We start from the raw sequence: 16,409 nt of genomic DNA on the forward strand, positions 1-16,409 counted from the left end.
AACGATGCACCCCAGAAACGGGGGTCGCGAGCCCGTCAGCGCGTGGTCGCCCGGCGGCGAGCTCCATGCCAGAAGAAGACGGCCGCTCCGACACCGACGATGACCGCGGCGCCGCCAAGGATAAGAGGGACCGGCGAGCCGGCCATCGTCCCCGACGTCTCGGTGAGGCCGCGAACAGAGGGGGGCGCATCCATGCCGGCTATGGCATCGGCGTCGACGGCGCGGACGAGCGTCGTGCCGGGCGAGGTCGTAGCCGCCACAGACGCCGTAGTGACCACCTGGTAGTCCTTCTCGGCGGGCTCCCCCACGGTGGCCGAGATCGAGAACTGACGGCTCTCGCCACCGGCGAGTTCGACCGGCCACGACGCCTCCCCGTCGAGGGAGACGTAGGGAGGGGCGGTCACCGTCACGGTCACCGCGGCGGGGGCACCGCCTTCGTTGCGCACGGTCGCGACGTAGTCGAGCACGTCACCGTCGCGGGCCTCGTCGACCCCGTCGCTCAGCTCGACCGAGACGACGGGGGCCTCGGCGGCTCCCGCCGGTGCTGCGAGGAGCAGCACCGGCAGGAGCGCGACCGTGGCGCCCGTGAGGCTCCGGATCACGCCTGGTTCTCGAGGCGGCGCCGGCGTCCGATCCAGAACAGCAACCCGCCGGCCCCGATCAGCGCGAGCACTCCCCCGACGATCGGCAGCACGAATGCACCGGTCGCGGCGAGCGGGCGCACGATCTCGATCGTCGTCGTGCAGCCGGTCTCGGTCGCACATCCGCCGCCGATCTCCGAGTCGGCGAGCACCGCGTTGATCATCCGGTTGTCGCCGCCGTTCTCGTTCACGACGAACGAGTAGGTGACGATCGTGATGTCACCGACCGCGAGAGCGCCGTTCCAGGTGAGCGTCGGAGCCACGTAGGTGGTTCCGGCGGGCGCGTCACCGGCATAGGTCGCGTCGTCGAGCACCTGGCTGAAGTCGTCCACGAACGACGCCGGCTGCTCGTCGGTGTAGTCGACCTGGCCGTTGTTGACCACGGTGATCGTGTAGGTGATGCGGTCGCCCGGCTTCACCTTGCCCGCCGCATCCGACGTCTTGGTCGTGACGTACGACTTGACGAGTGTGCGCGTCGCGCAGTCCGGGTCGCTCGAGGAGGTCGGGTCGCCCGCGGCTGCCCCGCCGATCTCACCCTCACCCTCGCCCGGCGACGGCTCGCTCGGCATCGCCGTGCAGTTGCTCGGCACCTCCTCGGGCGTCGTCACGACGTTGTCGAGGATGCCGTCGCCACTCACAGGGGCGTTGATCGTCACCGAGTAGGTCACGATCACCGACTCCCCGCGAGCGAGCGGTCCCTGCCAGTGCAGGATCGTCCCGCTCACCTCGGCGCCGGGCACCACGTCTCCGTCGAGGGTCGCCTCGACGTCGCCGTTGTAGGTGGCGTCGTCGAGCACAGCCGCGAGGTTGTCGTCGAACATCGCGGGGCGCGCATCCGTCCAGTCGATGCCGCCGTCGTTGGTGATGGTGACCGCGTACTCCACCACGTCACCCGGGAAGGCCGTCTCCTTCGAGGAGGTCTTCACCGTGCGCACCGACGGGCCGCCGAGGTCCACCTCGCAGAGCGGGTCGGCACTCGTCTCCGCACAGTTGCTGCCCTCGGTGGGCGACACGACACGGTTGTAGAGCACCTTGTCACCCGGGATCGGGTTGCGCACCGTGACCGAGTAGGTGAACTCCATCACCTGACCGACCGCGAGCGGGCCGGTCCAGCTGAGGGTCTCCGTGCCGTTCCAGGTCACGCCGCCCGTCGCGTCGTCGTTGTAGACGGCGTCGTCGAGCACCTCGGTGAGGTCATCCGTCCACACCACCGGTCCGGCGTCGTCGTACGCGACCTCGCCGGTGTTGGTGAGGCGGATCGTGTACGTCACCCGGTCGCCGGGGAAGAACTCCGTCTTGTCGGCCGTCTTCTCGACGCGGAACGACTTGACGAGCGTCTCCGTGGCGCAGTCGGGGTCGACCGACTCGGCCGCGCAGTTCGACGGCACCCCGGGGGGCGACACGACCTTGTTCGCGAGTCGGTTGTCTCCGCGGTTCGGGTTGGCGATCTGCACCTGGTAGGTCACCGTCGCCGTCGCGCCCGGGGCGAGCGGACCCTCCCAGTGGATCGACCGCAGTGTCTCGTCGTACGACGCCGTGCCCGCCGACGCCTCGAGCGCGAGGGACTCCTCCGTCACCGGGGTGACGTCGTCGAGGATGCGCGTGAGGGCGTCGTCGAACTGCGCCGGGTCGGCGTCGGTGAAGGCGACCGCGCCGGTGTTCCGCACGGCGATGGTGTACTCGACCACGTCGCCCGGAAGCGCGACGCCCGTCGACACGGTCTTCGCGTAGTGGAGCGACCGGATGGGGGTGATCGTCTTGCAGTCGGGCGCCGTGGACTCGGCGCAGCCACCCTCGGGCGGGGTCAGCACGGCGTTCTCGAGGATTCCGTCCCCACCGGTCACAGCCGGGTCGCCGACGACCACCGAGTAGGTGACCGTCGTCGTCGCGCCGATCGGCAGGTCGCCGGCCCACGTGAGCACGCCGGTCGCCGGGTCGAAGGTCGCGCCGGCGCCGAGGCCCTGCGGGCCCGTCGCGTCGTCGAGCACGTCGGTCAGGTCGTCGGTGAACGTCGCCTGCAGCGGCGCCGCGTAGGCGACCTGACCGGTGTTCGTCACCGTCACCGTGTAGGTGACCACGTCGCCGATGCGGGCCTCGCGTCGGTCCGTCTTCTTCACCGTGCTGTACGCGCGGATCGGAGTCACCGTCGAGCAGATGCCGCACTCGCCGCCGGTCGCCGTGGGCTCCACGACGTTCTCGAGCAGGTAGTCCGCGTCGGCCGCGAGGGTCGCGTCGACCTGCACCCGGTACGTCAGCGTCACCACGCCGCCCACGGGCAGCTCACCGGCCCAGCGCAACTCTCCGTCCGCGAAGGTCGGCAGGTTGTCGCTGTCCCCCGCGACCGCGAGGTCGGTCGGGTCTCCGGCGACATCGAGCACGTCGGACAGGTCGTCGACGAGCGACGCCGGGTCGGCGTCCGTGTAGGCGACGGCACCGGTGTTGGTCACGGTGATCGTGTATTCCACGATTCCGCCCGGCAGCGTGGTCGCCGGCGTCGACACCTTCTCGACGAGGTAGCTGCGCACCGGGGTGGTGGTCGTACAGCCCCCGGCTTCGGCGCACACGCCGTTCTCGCTCGTGACCGCGTTGACCAGCAGGTGGTCGCCCGTGTCGGGGTCGTCCACGGTCACCGTGTAGGTGATGGTGACCTCGTCGCCGGCCTGGCCGGGCAGGGCGAGCGGGCCCTCCCAGAGGATGGAGCTGCCGACGATCGTGGCCTCGCCGGCACCGGCCGGGCTGATCACGGGGTCGCTCAGCTCCCCCGCGTCATCCAGTACACCCGAGAGGTCGTCCGCGATGTCGGCGGGCGCCTCATCCGTGTAGGCCACGGCACCGGTGTTGCGCACGGTGATCGTGTACGTGAGCGTCTGCCCTTCGACTGCCGCCTCGGCATCCACCGACTTCTCGTACTCGAACGAGCGGATGCGCACCTCGGTGTCACAGCTGCCGGCGTCCACGCAGCGCCCGGTGGGGCCGGGCTCCACGCCGTTGATCAGCACGTGCTCGTCTGCCCCCGTGGCGATCACGGTGTAGCGGATGAGGTGCGTGCCGCCGATCGGCAGCGGTCCCGACCAGGTGAGCGTCTCGCTCGCCGCGTCGAAGGTCGCCCCGCCTTGAAGCACGGCGCCGAAGGTCGCGTCGTCGAGCACGTCGGCGAGGTCGTCGGTGAGCGACGCGCTCGTGTCGGGGGTGAGCCCGTCGTACGCGACCTGGCCCGTGTTCACGACCTCGATCGTGTAGACGACGGTGTCGCCCACCTCGACGACCTCGGGGGTCACCGTCTTCTCGGTCGTGTACTCACGCACGAGCACCGTCGCGTCGCAGTCTCCGTCTGTCGAGAACGGCGTGCAGTTGCCGCCGCGGCCGGGGGGCGTCTCCACCCGGTTCTCGAGGCGGTGGTCGCCCTCATCCGGCTCGTCGATGTCGACCGTGTAGACGAAGGTCACCGTCTCGTCGACCGCAAGCGGCCCCGCCGCGGTCAGCACGCCACCCGTGAACTCGACGTCCCAGCCGGCCGGCTGCGAGACGAGCACCGGGTTCCCCGAGTCGCCGAGGATGTCGTTGAGGTCGTCGCGGATCTCCGCGGCGTCCTCGTCGCCGATCTCCGTGCCGAGGTAGGCCTCGGCACCGGTGTTGGTCACCGTGATCGTGTAGGTCAGGTTCTGCTGACCGGGCTCCACGATCGGGTCGCTGACCGTCTTCACCGTCTTGTAGCTGCGCGTCGGCACCTCGACCTGGCAGCGCGGGTCGGCGAGATCGACATCGGTCGTCGGGTCGCAGTTGCCGCCGATCGTGGTGGTCTGCGCTCGGTTCACGATCCGGTCCGGCGGCACCGCGGCGGTGTGGATGGTCACGGCGTAGGTGATCGTCACCGGCGCGCCGTCGACCGGCAGGTCACCGACCCAGCGGATGGTCTCGGCGGCCGCATCCCACGTCGCCGTGCCGGCGGTCGCGTTCACGATGCCGTCGAAGTCGGCGTTGAGCAGCACGTCGTCGATCGGGTCGGCGATGCTCGCCTGCGGCTCGCCCGGGCCGGCCGGGTAGGGCACGCGACCGGTGTTGCGCACGGTGATCGTGTAGTTCACCGTGTCGCCCACCTCGACGACCTTCTTGTCCGCGGCCTTGACCAGCTCGTACGACTGCACGGGCGTCTCGGTACCGCAGTCCGGGTCGGTCGAACCGGTGTCGCAGTTCGCGATACCCGGAGGCGTGGTGATGGTGTTCTTCAGCAGGTGGTCGCCCCGGTCGGGGTTGTCGACGAGCACGTCGTACTCGATCGTCACCGTGCCGTCCACCGGCAGCGGGCCGACCCAGGCGAGCGTCGCACCCGAGTAGGTCACATCGCCGGCCGTCCACGTGATGGTGCCGGGGATGATGTCACCGTCGTCGTCGATCCCGACGAGCTCGCCGTCGTCGAGGACGTCGGAGAACGAGTCGCGGAACGATGCCGGGAACGCGTCGGTGAAGTCGACCGCCCCGGTGTTCTCGACGACGATCGTGTAGTGCACGGTGCCGCCCGGGTTCGTGTAGGCGGGGTCGGCCGACTTCGCCACGTGGAACTGGGCGATCGGCGTCGACGTGTCACACGCTCCGGCGGCGGCGCAGCTGCCGCCCGGTCCGGTCGGGGTGACCGTGTTGTTCAGCACGAGGCTGTCGGGATTCGGCGTCTGCTTCACCGTCACCGTGTAGGTGAACGTGCGCGTCTCGCCGACCGCGAGCGGGCCGGCCCACGTGAGGCGCCCGTCGGCGAACACAGCGCCACCGGTCGGGGTGCCCGTGAAGTCGGCGTCGTCGAGCACGTCTGCCAGGTCGTCGGAGAACGACGCGACGTCGGCACCGGTCCCGGTGTAGGGCACCTCGCCCGTGTTGCGCACGGTCAGCGAGTAGGTGACGACGTTCCCGCGCACGACGGGCGTCTCGGCCGTCGACTTCTGCACGGTGTACGACTGCACGCGCACGGTGGCGTCGCAGTCCGGGTCGGTCGAATCCTCGGTGCAGTTGTTGCCCGGGGTCGTGGACACGACCCGGTTCTCGAGGCGGTTGTCGCCGGGGTTCGGATTCTTGATCCGCACCTGGAACGTGAAGGAGGTCTCCGCTCCGACCGCGAGCGCGCCGGTCCAGTCGACGGAGTCGCCGTCGAAGATCGCACCGTTCGTGGCGCTGCCCTCGACGAAGTCGGCGTCCTTGAGCACATCCGTGAGCGGGTCGCTCACCGACGCCGGGTAGTCGGGCGTCGTGTATGGCACCTGGCCGGTGTTGCGCGCCGTCACCGTGTAGGTGACGACATCACCGGGGTGCGTGACCGCGACATCCGCCGTCTTGGTGAATCGGATGCCCGGGATGGGGTTCTCGGTCGTGCAGGTGTCGCACTCGATGCCGGTCTCGGGCGTCACGACGTTGCGCAGGCGGTGGTTGCCCGTCACCGGGTCGTCCACCTTCACCTGGTAGGTGAGGGTGATCGTCTCGCCGGGCCAGATGCGGCTCGAACCCCAGGAGATGGTCTCGCCGTCGCGGGTCGCCGTTCCGGGGTCGCCGTCGGTCGCGTCATCCCCGTCCTCGTCGAGCGAGGAGGTCGTGGTGAGGCTGCCCTCGACGAAGTCCGCGTCGTCGAGCACGTCGGTGAGGGTGTCGACCGTCGACGGGTTGAGGTACGCCGCGGGGCTGTCGGCCGGCTCGGTGATCGTCACCGTGTAGGTGACGGTCGCACCCGGCTCGACGCGGCTGCCCGAGGGCGGGTTCACCGATTTGGTGACTCGCGGCGGCAGCGGCACGACGATGCCGGCCGGGTCGCTGCCCGTGAGCACGGCGCCGATCGGGGGCTGCACGCGCACGGACGCCTCGTTGATCGTCGTGCCGAGCGCCGCGTTCGGCACCGAGCACTCACGGGTGTCCGACGCCCCGGCCGCGAGCGTCGGGATCGTGTAGTCGCACTGCGGGAACCGCGGGTCGGTCACGGCGATGTTCGTCAGCGTGCCGGTGCCCTGGTTGGTGACGACGAAGCGGTAGGGGACGGTATCGCCGGGGCCGTACTGCGGGTAGTCGGCGCGGTCCTGCGCGTCGTGCCAGGCGTCGGCGTCCGCCGAGTCGCCGCCCTTCTCGAGCACGTACTTCTTGATCTGGATCTGGTTGCAATCCGCGATCAGCGTCGTGGCCGACGAACGCATCGGCAGCGCGGTGTGCGCCGCGTAGCTCGTCGCCGCGTTGACGATCCGCTGGCCGGGCTTGTTGTCGGTCTCGCCGGGAGCCGAGCAGACCTGGCTCGTCGGGGCGGTCGTCGAGAAGTTGATGGTGAAGAACTGCTGCGCGCCCGGGTTGAGCGCGGGTCCGATCACGCGGATGGCGGTCGTGCCGGCCGGAATGGTCGCCGTCGTGCCGGTGAGAGGCACGGCGGTCCAGCCGACGGTGTTACCGGTGATGGCGCCCGGCGCGGTGCCGTTCGAGCGGGTGCGCGGGTCGTCGCTGAGCGTCGTCGCAGCGGCAGAGGTAGCGAAGACGCGCCATCCTGTCGCCGCAGGCACCGTCACGGTGTTGACGCGGTAACCGCCGTCGATGTTCGTGCCGTTCTCGTCGCCCTTGTACGGCAGCACGTCGATCGTGTCGGTGAACGTGTTCGCCGACGGATCGAGCGAGTTGAGCGTCATCCGCCACGACGAGCTGCCGCCGGCGTACGGCACGTAGGTGTCGGCGGCCGATTTCGCGAACGTCGTCGTGCCGTTCGCGGGCACGACGATCGACGCGGACGCCTGCCGCAGTTCGAGTTCCCGGTTGTCACCCGGCACGCGCACCTCGGCGGTGTTGGTGAGCGTCGTGCCCGGTGCGACGGTCGAGGTCGCGGGCAGGAGCGCCTGGTAGGTGATGACGCGCTGCGTGTTCGCGGGCGAGTTGGTGATCGAGAAGGTGAGCTGCGTTCGACCGGTGACCGTCGTCGACGCGGGCGTGATGGGCTGCCCGTCGAGGCGCGCCGAGCCTGCGACGTACTGCATGCCCGGGGGCAGCAGGTCCAGCACCGAGAGGTTGCTGTTCGTCGGCGGGGTCGTCGTGCTGTTCGTCGCAGCGCGCACGGTATACGTCACGGCCTGGCCCGGTCCGGCGGTCGTCGGGTTCGCGGTCTTGCGGATCGTTCCGGTGTTGCCGACGATCCGGAAAACGTCACGGTAGCCGTTCGTGCCGCCGGCCGCGCCGGTGTAGTCGCTCCAAGGGGTGGCCGTGGAGTTCGCAGCGATGTTGCTGTTGTTGTACCAGACGCCTGTGGGCAGGTTGAAGGAGCCGACCGTCCACCCCTCACCGGCGAGGGCGTTGCTCGGAACGGCGTTCGCCTTGATCTGGCCGAATCCGCGCACGACGACGCTCACGGGCTTGTCAATGGCGGGATTCCAGGTGACCTTGAGGCCGGTGACGTTGGCCGGCAGTGCCATCACGTTCGAGTTGGAGATGCGCGGGTCGTTGAACTGGGACCCGGCTCGCGGCGTGACGCGGGTCCAGGTGCCCTGGTCGCACGTGAACGTCTTGGTATTGATGTTCGCCGTGGTGTACCAGTACTGGATTGAGCGCATCTGCTCATAGCCACCGGCCCCGTATCCGCCGCCGTCGAAGTAGCGGTACTGGAAGTTGTTGTTCTCGGGCGCGGGCAGACTCGTGGCGGTCTGGTTCATCGTGCACACGCCGGCGAGGTTGGTGCCACCCGCGCCCACGTAGTCGTTCCACACCTGGCTCGTCGCTTGCGAATACAGCGGCAGCGGTCCTGCGATGGTCGTGCCCGCGCCGGGGAGGGTGATGTTCGATCCGGTGCCGGCGGCGACGAAGAGCTGGTCGTCCCACCGCGAACGCGACGACGCCGGGGTCCCGAGCCAGCCATTGCTGAATCCGCCCGGAGCGTAGAGCGTGATGGCGTCGGCGTTGTTGGCAACCGGGTCGACCGTCGACGCCGTGGTGCCGGGGTAGGTCCAGTTCGGAGCGGTCACCCGGACGTCGACGTTCGTCGTGACGTTGACGGGGTACGGGTTGCTGAAGACGAGCGCACCCGACGCGATGTAATTGCGGCCGACGGGCAGGTTCGCGCCCTTCGAGTCCTTCAGCGGCACCCGCGCGAGGCTGTAGTCGATGTTCGTGAGGTTCACGCGGTACTGGGTCGCCGACAGGCGCGTGATGGTGCAGCCGGGGAAGTTCGCACGGTCGGGCCGGTTCGTCGCCGAGAACGGGATGCCGGCGGCGATCTCACCGTTGACGGGACGGCACTCCTCGTGGGTGATGCCGGTGAGCACGGCGCCCGGAGTGGTCGACGAGAGATTGATGGTGAACGCGTAGTTCGCCGGCCCCGGACGGCTGCCGACGTTGGCGGCGATCGCCCAGTCCACGATCAGGCGCTGCCGGTCTTGCGTGCCCTCCTCGTAGGCACTGCCCTGGCTACCCTCGGCGGGGTTGCTGCTCGGGGTGCTGATGACGAGGTCCATGCCGTTGTTGTAGGTGATCGGCTTGGGGGCGAGCGATGCGGGGCCCGCCGGAGCGGTAGCGGTGTCGGAGGTGACCGAGCCGTTGGCGGAGAGGGCGGCACCGGTGGTGCTGGTCGGGCGGATTCCGGCCTGGAGTACCGTCGCGGTGCCAGCCTTCACGGTGCCGAGGTTGCAGACGAGCGTGACACCGTCGGCGGAGATCGACGACGCGGGGGTCGCGCCGGTCGTCTTACAGACCGTCGGCAGGGCGCCCCACTTGCCGTTGACCGCTGTCAGCGTCGCAGTGACGTTCGCGACGTCCGCGTTCGACTCGGGTTGCGACGCGTCGTTCGTGCTGATGTGCCACTCCGAGACGACGATGCCGCCGTACGGCACGCTCGCCGGTGCGGGGGCGGCCCAATTCGCGGTGATCTCGTGCACCGAGACGATGGCCGCGCTCGCGCTCATCGGCGCACCCGTCACGATCAACAGGAACGACAGCGTTCCGACGAGGGCGACCCGCCACCCCCGGTGGACACGACGAATGGAACGACGGAACGTACGCAGCACGCGCATCTCCCCTGCTGTTCGTCGGCTTCTCCCCAGAACCCCGGACCCCCCGGAACCGACTTGCCCCCATTCTGTCGGATTGAAGGACCCTCGAAAAACGAATTCCTGGCAAACGGCTGGGCGCGCCTACCCCCATTTCGGGGGGCTGGGTCTGTCGGCGGAGACACGACGAAGGGCCGCACCCCTCGCGGGATGCGGCCCTCTCGTTCGTACGGACTACTCGGTGGTGGTCACCGACTCGTCCTCGCGGCGGCGGCTCCGCGCCCGCCAGACGAGCAGCAGCACACCGGCGCCGAGCAGCACGAGCACGGCGACGAGGATCATCGGCCACGCGACCGACAGTCCCGTGACGGCGATGCCGTCACCGTCGCCGGGGGTCGGCATGGGCACGTTCGGCTCGAGCACCTGCAGGAACACGATCGTGTCGGCGGCCACCGCCGTCTCGACGGCCGCTCCGTCCACATCCGTGCCGTCGGGCCCGCTCAGCAGGGCCTCGACCGGGAAGGCGTAGTTGCCGGCCGTCGGCGTCCAGGTGGTGGTGCACTCGATCGTTGCGCCGACCTCGAGCACCGTGACGCCGCCGCAGTCCACGACGCCGAGAGCGTCGCTGCCGACCGAGTCGAGCGTCAGCGGCACGTTGCCGGTGTTGCGGATCACGAGGTCGATCGTCACCGCGGTGCCGTTCGCGAACACCGGACCGGGCGAGGCGAGCGTGTCCTGCCCGTTCGCGGTGGCCTCGATTGTCGCGCTCGGCTCCATGCCGAAGTAGTGGCTGACATCGGATGCGGTGAGCTCGGTGATCGCGCGGATGCCCGGGCCGCCGGAACGCGGCACGACGTTCGCCGTGACGGTGCCGGTGTTCTCGTACTGGCCCGCCTCGGCGGTGCCGTCGGCGACGCAGTCGAGCGTCGCTCCCGGCAGCACCTCGGTGGCGGGGCAGTCGATCGCGCCGAGCACGTCATCGGTCACGGTGATGCCGTTGAGCGACGTGTCGCCGTTGTTGACCACACGGTAGGTCCAGCGCACCGGGTCGCCGACCTTGACGTACGGGCCGGTCTCGACCTGCGCATCCTGGGTCTGCGTCGACACGATGAGCTGCAGCTCGGCCGCACGCTCGCCGAAGCCGTAGCCGGTCGCATCCGTGCCGGGCGTGATGACGATGTCGCTCACGCTGTTGAACGCCGCCGTGCCACCCGCGGTGCCCACGAGCGTCGCGCCGTCCGACCAGTTGTCGAGGTCGGCCTCGGTGAGCGTGTAGGTGCCCGCCTCGAGTCCGGCGAACGTGAACGAGCCGTCGGCACCGGTCGTGGTGACTCGGTCGTCTGCACCGCTCAGCGTGATCTCGACGCCCGCGATGGGCGCTTCGTCCGCGTCCTTCACGCCGTCGTCATCCGCGTCGTTCCAGACGAAGCCGCGGATGGCCGACAGCGGCAATTCCGCGAAGAGGTAGCCCGACGCCGCGCCATTCAGCACGATGCCGTCGATCCGGTTGGTGGTCGCGGTGCCACCGGCCGTACCGACGACGCTGAGGCCGTCGGCGTAGCCGGCGAGGGGCTGTCCCTCCTCGACGACCGAGTAGGTGCCGGGGGCGAGCGACGGGAAGCTCCACGCGCCCGACGCGTCGGTGTCGGTGGTCGCGACGATCGCGTCCGCTGCGTTCCGCAGCGTGATGGTCACACCGTCGACGCCGTCTTCGCCCGCGTCACGTACGCCGTCGCCGTCGAGGTCGTCGAAGACCGCGCCGCTCAGACCGACAGGAGCACGCTCACCGAAGAGGTACCCGGTCGCCTGCGTCGCCGAGGCGAGCACGATGCCCGACACGACGTCGGCGCCGACCGTTCCGCCGGCCGAGCCTGCCGCGTCCTTGCCGTCGAAGTAGCCGGTCGGCTGCGTCTCGGCCACCGAATAGGTGCCGGGCAGCAGCCCGTCGAACGTATAGGCGCCGTCCGCCGCGGTCGTGCGCGTGAGGTTCACGGCCGTGCCGAAGAGGGTTGTGCCGGTGAGCGTGACGGTGGTGGTCGGGATGCCCGCCTCCCCCGCGTCGCGCACGCCGTCGTCGTCCGCGTCCGCGAACACGGCGCCCGTGATCGACGCCGACTGCACGTCGCCGAAGAGGTAGCCGGTGGCCGCCTGCCCGACGCCGAGGTCGATGCCGGTGATGTCGTCGGAGGTGGCGCTTGCGTTGTCGACGTCGCCGCCTGCGGTACCAGCGGTCTCGAATCCGTCGACGTAACCGTCGACCTCGGTCGCGGTCACGGCGTAGGTACCGGGACGCAGCGAGGAGAAGAGGTACGACCCGTCGGCGCCGGTGGTGATCGGACCCGCCGCCGAGGTGCCCGAGAGCGTCACTGCCGCTCCCTCGATGCCGGGCTCGCCCGCATCCTGCACGCCGTTGGCGTTCAGGTCGTGGTAGACGACACCGGCGATGCTCGCCGGAGCCAGCTCGCCGAACGTGTAGCCATCGGTGTCGCTGGTCGAGCCGACCACGATCTCGCTGATGACGTCGCCGTCCACGGATCCCACGGACCCGTTGAGGGCGGTCTCCCCATTCAGGTATCCGGTGGGCTGCGTCTCGGTGAGCGTGTACTCACCGGGGGCGAGGCCCGCGAAGGCGAAGGTGCCGTCGGCGAGCGTCGTCGTGGTCAGGTCGGCGTCACCGCTGAGTGTCATCGTCACGCCGGCGATGCCGGGCTCGCCCGCATCCTGCGTGCCGTCGCCGTCGAGGTCGGAGAAGACGACCCCGCCGATGAGCCGCGGTTCGAGCATGGCGAACAGGTAGCCGACGCCGTTCTCACCCGGAGCGAGCGGCACCGCCGCGATGATGTTCGATCCGGCGGGACCGCCGGTGCCACCGGCCGAGCCGGCCACGTTGGTGCCGCCCAGGAGGCCGGCCGGCGGGGTCACGAGCACCTGGTAGGTGCCGGGGCGCAGACCGTCGAAGGTCCAGGCTCCCGACGCGCTGCTCGTGACGGTGCGCGAGACGGGAGCACCGAGGTCGTCGGAACCGATGAGGGTCACGGTCACGCCGCCGATGCCCTCTTCAGTGGCGTCGATGGCTCCGTCGTTGTCGTCGTCGCCGAACACCGTGCCCGCGAGCGACTGCGTGCCGAAGCCGAAGTTGCGCGCGGTCACGTCGGTGCCGAGCGGCAGTGTCACCTCGAAGGAACCATCGGCCGAGCCCGCACCGTCCGGGTCCGCCGTGAGGGCGTACGCGGGGTTGAGGGCGCGGGCGCTCGCCTGGTCGACGGTCACCGTGTAGGTGCCGGCGGGCAGACCCGGGAAGGAGTAGGTGCCGTCAGCGGCGGTGGTCACGGTGCGATCGACCGTGGCGCCGCTCGTGGTGGCCGTGCCCAGGATGCGTACCGCGACGCCTGCGAGGCGGCCGGTTTCCGCGGCGTCGATCACGCCGTCGGCATTCATATCGGCCCACACGGTGCCCGCAACACTCGAGGCGTCGAAGAGGATCGCGTCGCCGGAGATGTCGACGGGCGTCGTCACGCTGACGACTCGGGCGACGGCGTCGTTCGTCATGAGGTCGCCGTCCTCAGCACCCTCGGTCGCGAAGCCGAGGCGCACGACCTCCTGCTCCTGCGTCGCCAGTTGTCCCGAGATGATGCGTACCGCAGTCACGGCCGGGAGGTTGGCAGGGCACCCGGCAGCGCCGATCTGCGCGAGCGTGCACCAGACGGTGGAACCGCCCTGCAGGTTGCTCGCGGCGTACGGGTCGCGCTCGATCTGCGCCGGAGCGCGTCCGGTCACATAGAACGTGGTGCCGGTGCGAGCGGGCTGAATGGTCGCGGAGACCGGCAGCGCGTTGGGAACCGCCGAAGGCGCATCCGTCGTGGTGATGCTCTTGAGGTCCACGGTGCCCGAGAAGTCGGACTCGGGGCTGCGCCCGTCGCCCGGGTAGGGCAGCACGTCGACGATGTCGACACCGGGGAAGGTGTTGCTCGTCTTGTTGGCGTAGGTGAGGTTCCACCCGACCTCGGCGCCGGCGACGCCGTCATCGGCACCCGACTCGACCTGTGAGTCGAACGCGGTCTTCAGCGCCGCGAGCGAGAGGAAGGCGTTTCCGATCGTGATCGGCTGCCAGTCCATGCGACGGTTGCGGAGCTGGCCGAAGCAGCCGGTGTAATCCGCGGCGGGCGGGATCTGCGAGACCGACTGCACGGGCACGTTGCTCGTCGGGGGAATGGTGACCTCGAGCATGGCGCCGCAAGCGACGATCGGCAGATCCTGGTCGATCTGCACCCCTGTCGGGCTCACCGACTCCGCGACCGCGGTGCTGTGGTTGATGCTCGGAGTCGGCGCGAGCGGGTCTGCCTCGGCGGTGAACGTGAAGTCGGGTGTGGTGGTCACACCGTTCGTCGTGCCCGTGATGTCGCCGAGATCCCACACGATGATGGTTGCGCCGTCGCTCTGCGGCAGCACGTGTGCGGGAGTTATGGAAGCCGACCCGGTGACGTACCGCATGCCGGCCGGAAGCCGGTGCAGCACTCGCAGTGGCTGCGTGGTCGCGACGTTCTCGCCGAAGGCGACGGCGGCGCGGAGGGTGAAGGTCGTGCGGTTGTCGCCGGGAGCGCCCGCCTGCACGGACGTCTTGGAGGTATTCACGATGTCGACGCTGGTGTCGACGTTGATCCGCCCGGCGACCGTGGGACCCGTGTAGGCCGTGGGGGTCCATGGCGCGATCGTGATCTGCGGGTAGTCGTACACGGCGACGTCGCCGATGCGCGTCGTCGCGAAGATGGTCTGCCCGGCCTGCGTCGTCGCCGCGCGGTAGGTCTCGCGGGTGGTCGTGTGCAGCTTCATGGCGACACTGACACCCGGCTCGATGTCCTCCAGGAACGTGATGCGCACTCGGTTGACGACATCCAGCGGGTCCGAGAGCCCGAGCGACTGCGCGTAGGCGGTGATCGCCGGATCGGACGGGCTCGTGTGCCATCCGGTCGCGGTGTCGGCGTCGCCACAGGTCACGCCGGTGAAGGCGGTGTCGGGCAGCGGCGCCGTGGTCGGGGTCGTGCCGCCGAGCTCACCCGCGGCGTACTCGACCACATATGAAGACGGAGCGACGGCCCAGTTGCCCGCGGCGGTCGCCACCGGGTTGTACGAGCCGGCCGGCTCATACGGCGGGGCGAGGATCGGGTCGCTCGTGGGACCCGTCGTCGTAGCGACCACGTAGGTGTTCGCGGGAACGCTTGCGCTCGTGGCGAACGGGGTGATCCGCTGCGTGGTGACGTCGATGACGTCGCACAGCTGCACGGGATTCTGCACGACGGTTCCCGTGTTCTCGAATCTCACCTGCGACACGAAGGAGCCGTTCCGAGTCGTCTGGTTGGGCGACAGCTGAGCGGGGAATGCGCTGTTGCCCGTGTAGGGGCCGACCGCCGCGTCGCTGATCGGGCGCTTCTCCACCAGACGGTTGTCGGCGTTCACGATCTGCCCGAACGATCCTGCGTTGGATACGGCGGTAGCGGGCTCTGTGTCGCTCAAGTAGTTGCTGACGCCGTTCACGTCGTTCGGGTCGAACGCCGTGATGGTGATCGTCGGTGCAGGGGTCGTACCCGCCGGTACGGCGTCGAGCGGCACCCAGAGCAGCAGCCAGGCCGCCGCCCAGACGCCGCCGGACGCGGCAGGCGGGTTCTGCCAGGTCACCTGCACGGGCGACCCGGGCCCTCCAGCCTGCGCGCAATCGAAGAGGCCGCCGGCGATCGGGCTGTATTGGTTCGAGATGTTCAGCGCGGTGCCGGTGTAACCGGCGTTGCCCGGCGTTGCCGCCGTACCCTCGGCAGCGCAGCCGTCGCCGTAGTTGCCCCAGTTCAGCAAGCGGTACGACGAGACGTCGATGGCTGCCGAGGTCATCGTCTCGGTCCACGTGACGGGTCCGGCGAGCGGGGAGAATCCGCCGACCTTCGCGGGAGCGATGTACGTCGACGTCGGGATTGCGAAGCCCGGCTCGCCGGTCGCCGACCGGTAGAAGAACGGCGCCGGCAGATTGTTGGCCAGAACGTTCCTCCGCGCGTCGTACATCGGCGCGCTCGACGACGTGTACGTCGCTGTGCTCACCGCCGCGACGGCGGCACTCGTCTCCGACGAGATCTGCGCCGGCACCGTGAAGGTGTAGCCGTCGAACGCCAGGGGCTCCAGGAAGAGCGTGGCAGTCACGGACCCGTCGCCAGGGCCCTGGGGGTTGGCGATCAGACAATTCAGGGTGCGGTTGTTATCGGTCCGAGTGGAACCGGCGGCACAGGCGGCCGGAATGCCCGTCCACGTGGCTGCACTGCCACCGTTCGCTTCCGGCAGGGTCGAGCGCAGCACGACGCCGGTGTCGGCGCCACTGAAGGCGAAATCGAAGCGCACCTGGGCGGTGTCGCCGGTGCGGAGGATCTGGTCGGTAGCGGCGAGGGTCACGTCCATGCCGGCGCAGTGCGCGGCGGCGGTCGAACCCTGCGTCGCGCACGTGGAGGCCGCGTCTGCGGCGACGGTGCCCGAGTTCACGCGCGTCGCGCTCAGTGTGTAGGTCGCCGCAGAGGCGGGTACCGCCCCCACGAACACCGATCCGATCACCGCGAGCGTCGCAACGCCCGCCGTCAGTGCCCGCCAATAGCGCGTCGTCGTCCGGCGCATCGTTCCCCCGTTTGCTTCGTTGCCACCCGCGGCCGTACCGCGGGAATCCACCCATGGCGACGCGACGGACGCTGAACGCGTCCCCCCCCTCGGCGCATCCCCTCAGCCCCAGATATCGTGCACGCACGAAAGAGGGGAGGCG

3 protein-coding genes are annotated in these 16,409 nt (G+C 69.7%); all 3 read right to left on the minus strand.

All coding sequences use genetic code 11. The features are described from left to right. Window positions 1-35: 35 nt before the first annotated feature. A complete protein-coding gene (locus CLV46_RS16800) occupies window positions 36-602 on the minus strand; it encodes a hypothetical protein (RefSeq protein ID WP_170028584.1) in 567 nt (188 codons plus the stop codon). Further along, complete coding sequence (locus tag CLV46_RS13975) at window positions 599-9,538, minus strand: DUF7927 domain-containing protein (protein ID WP_170028586.1); 8,940 nt, start codon at window positions 9,536-9,538, stop codon at window positions 599-601. Before CLV46_RS13975 ends, CLV46_RS16800 begins: the two co-directional genes overlap by 4 nt. Window positions 9,539-9,856: 318 nt before the next feature. Then, window positions 9,857-16,267 carry an SdrD B-like domain-containing protein gene (locus tag CLV46_RS13980; RefSeq protein ID WP_100365342.1) on the minus strand — a complete coding sequence of 2,137 codons (6,411 nt, stop codon included), beginning with the start codon at window positions 16,265-16,267 and terminating at the stop codon, window positions 9,857-9,859. Window positions 16,268-16,409: the final 142 nt, after the last annotated feature.

Origin of the sequence: Diaminobutyricimonas aerilata (assembly GCF_002797715.1) — a bacterium.
In the GTDB taxonomy this organism is placed as follows: domain Bacteria; phylum Actinomycetota; class Actinomycetes; order Actinomycetales; family Microbacteriaceae; genus Diaminobutyricimonas; species Diaminobutyricimonas aerilata.

What these genes read in the sequence shown, in the direction of transcription:
- CLV46_RS13980 (WP_100365342.1), bottom strand. Translation starts at nt 16,267, where the DNA reads ATGCGCCGGACGACGACGCGCTATTGGCGGGCACTGACGGCGGGCGTT.
- CLV46_RS13975 (WP_170028586.1), bottom strand. Translation starts at nt 9,538, where the DNA reads ATGAGCGCGAGCGCGGCCATCGTCTCGGTGCACGAGATCACCGCGAAT.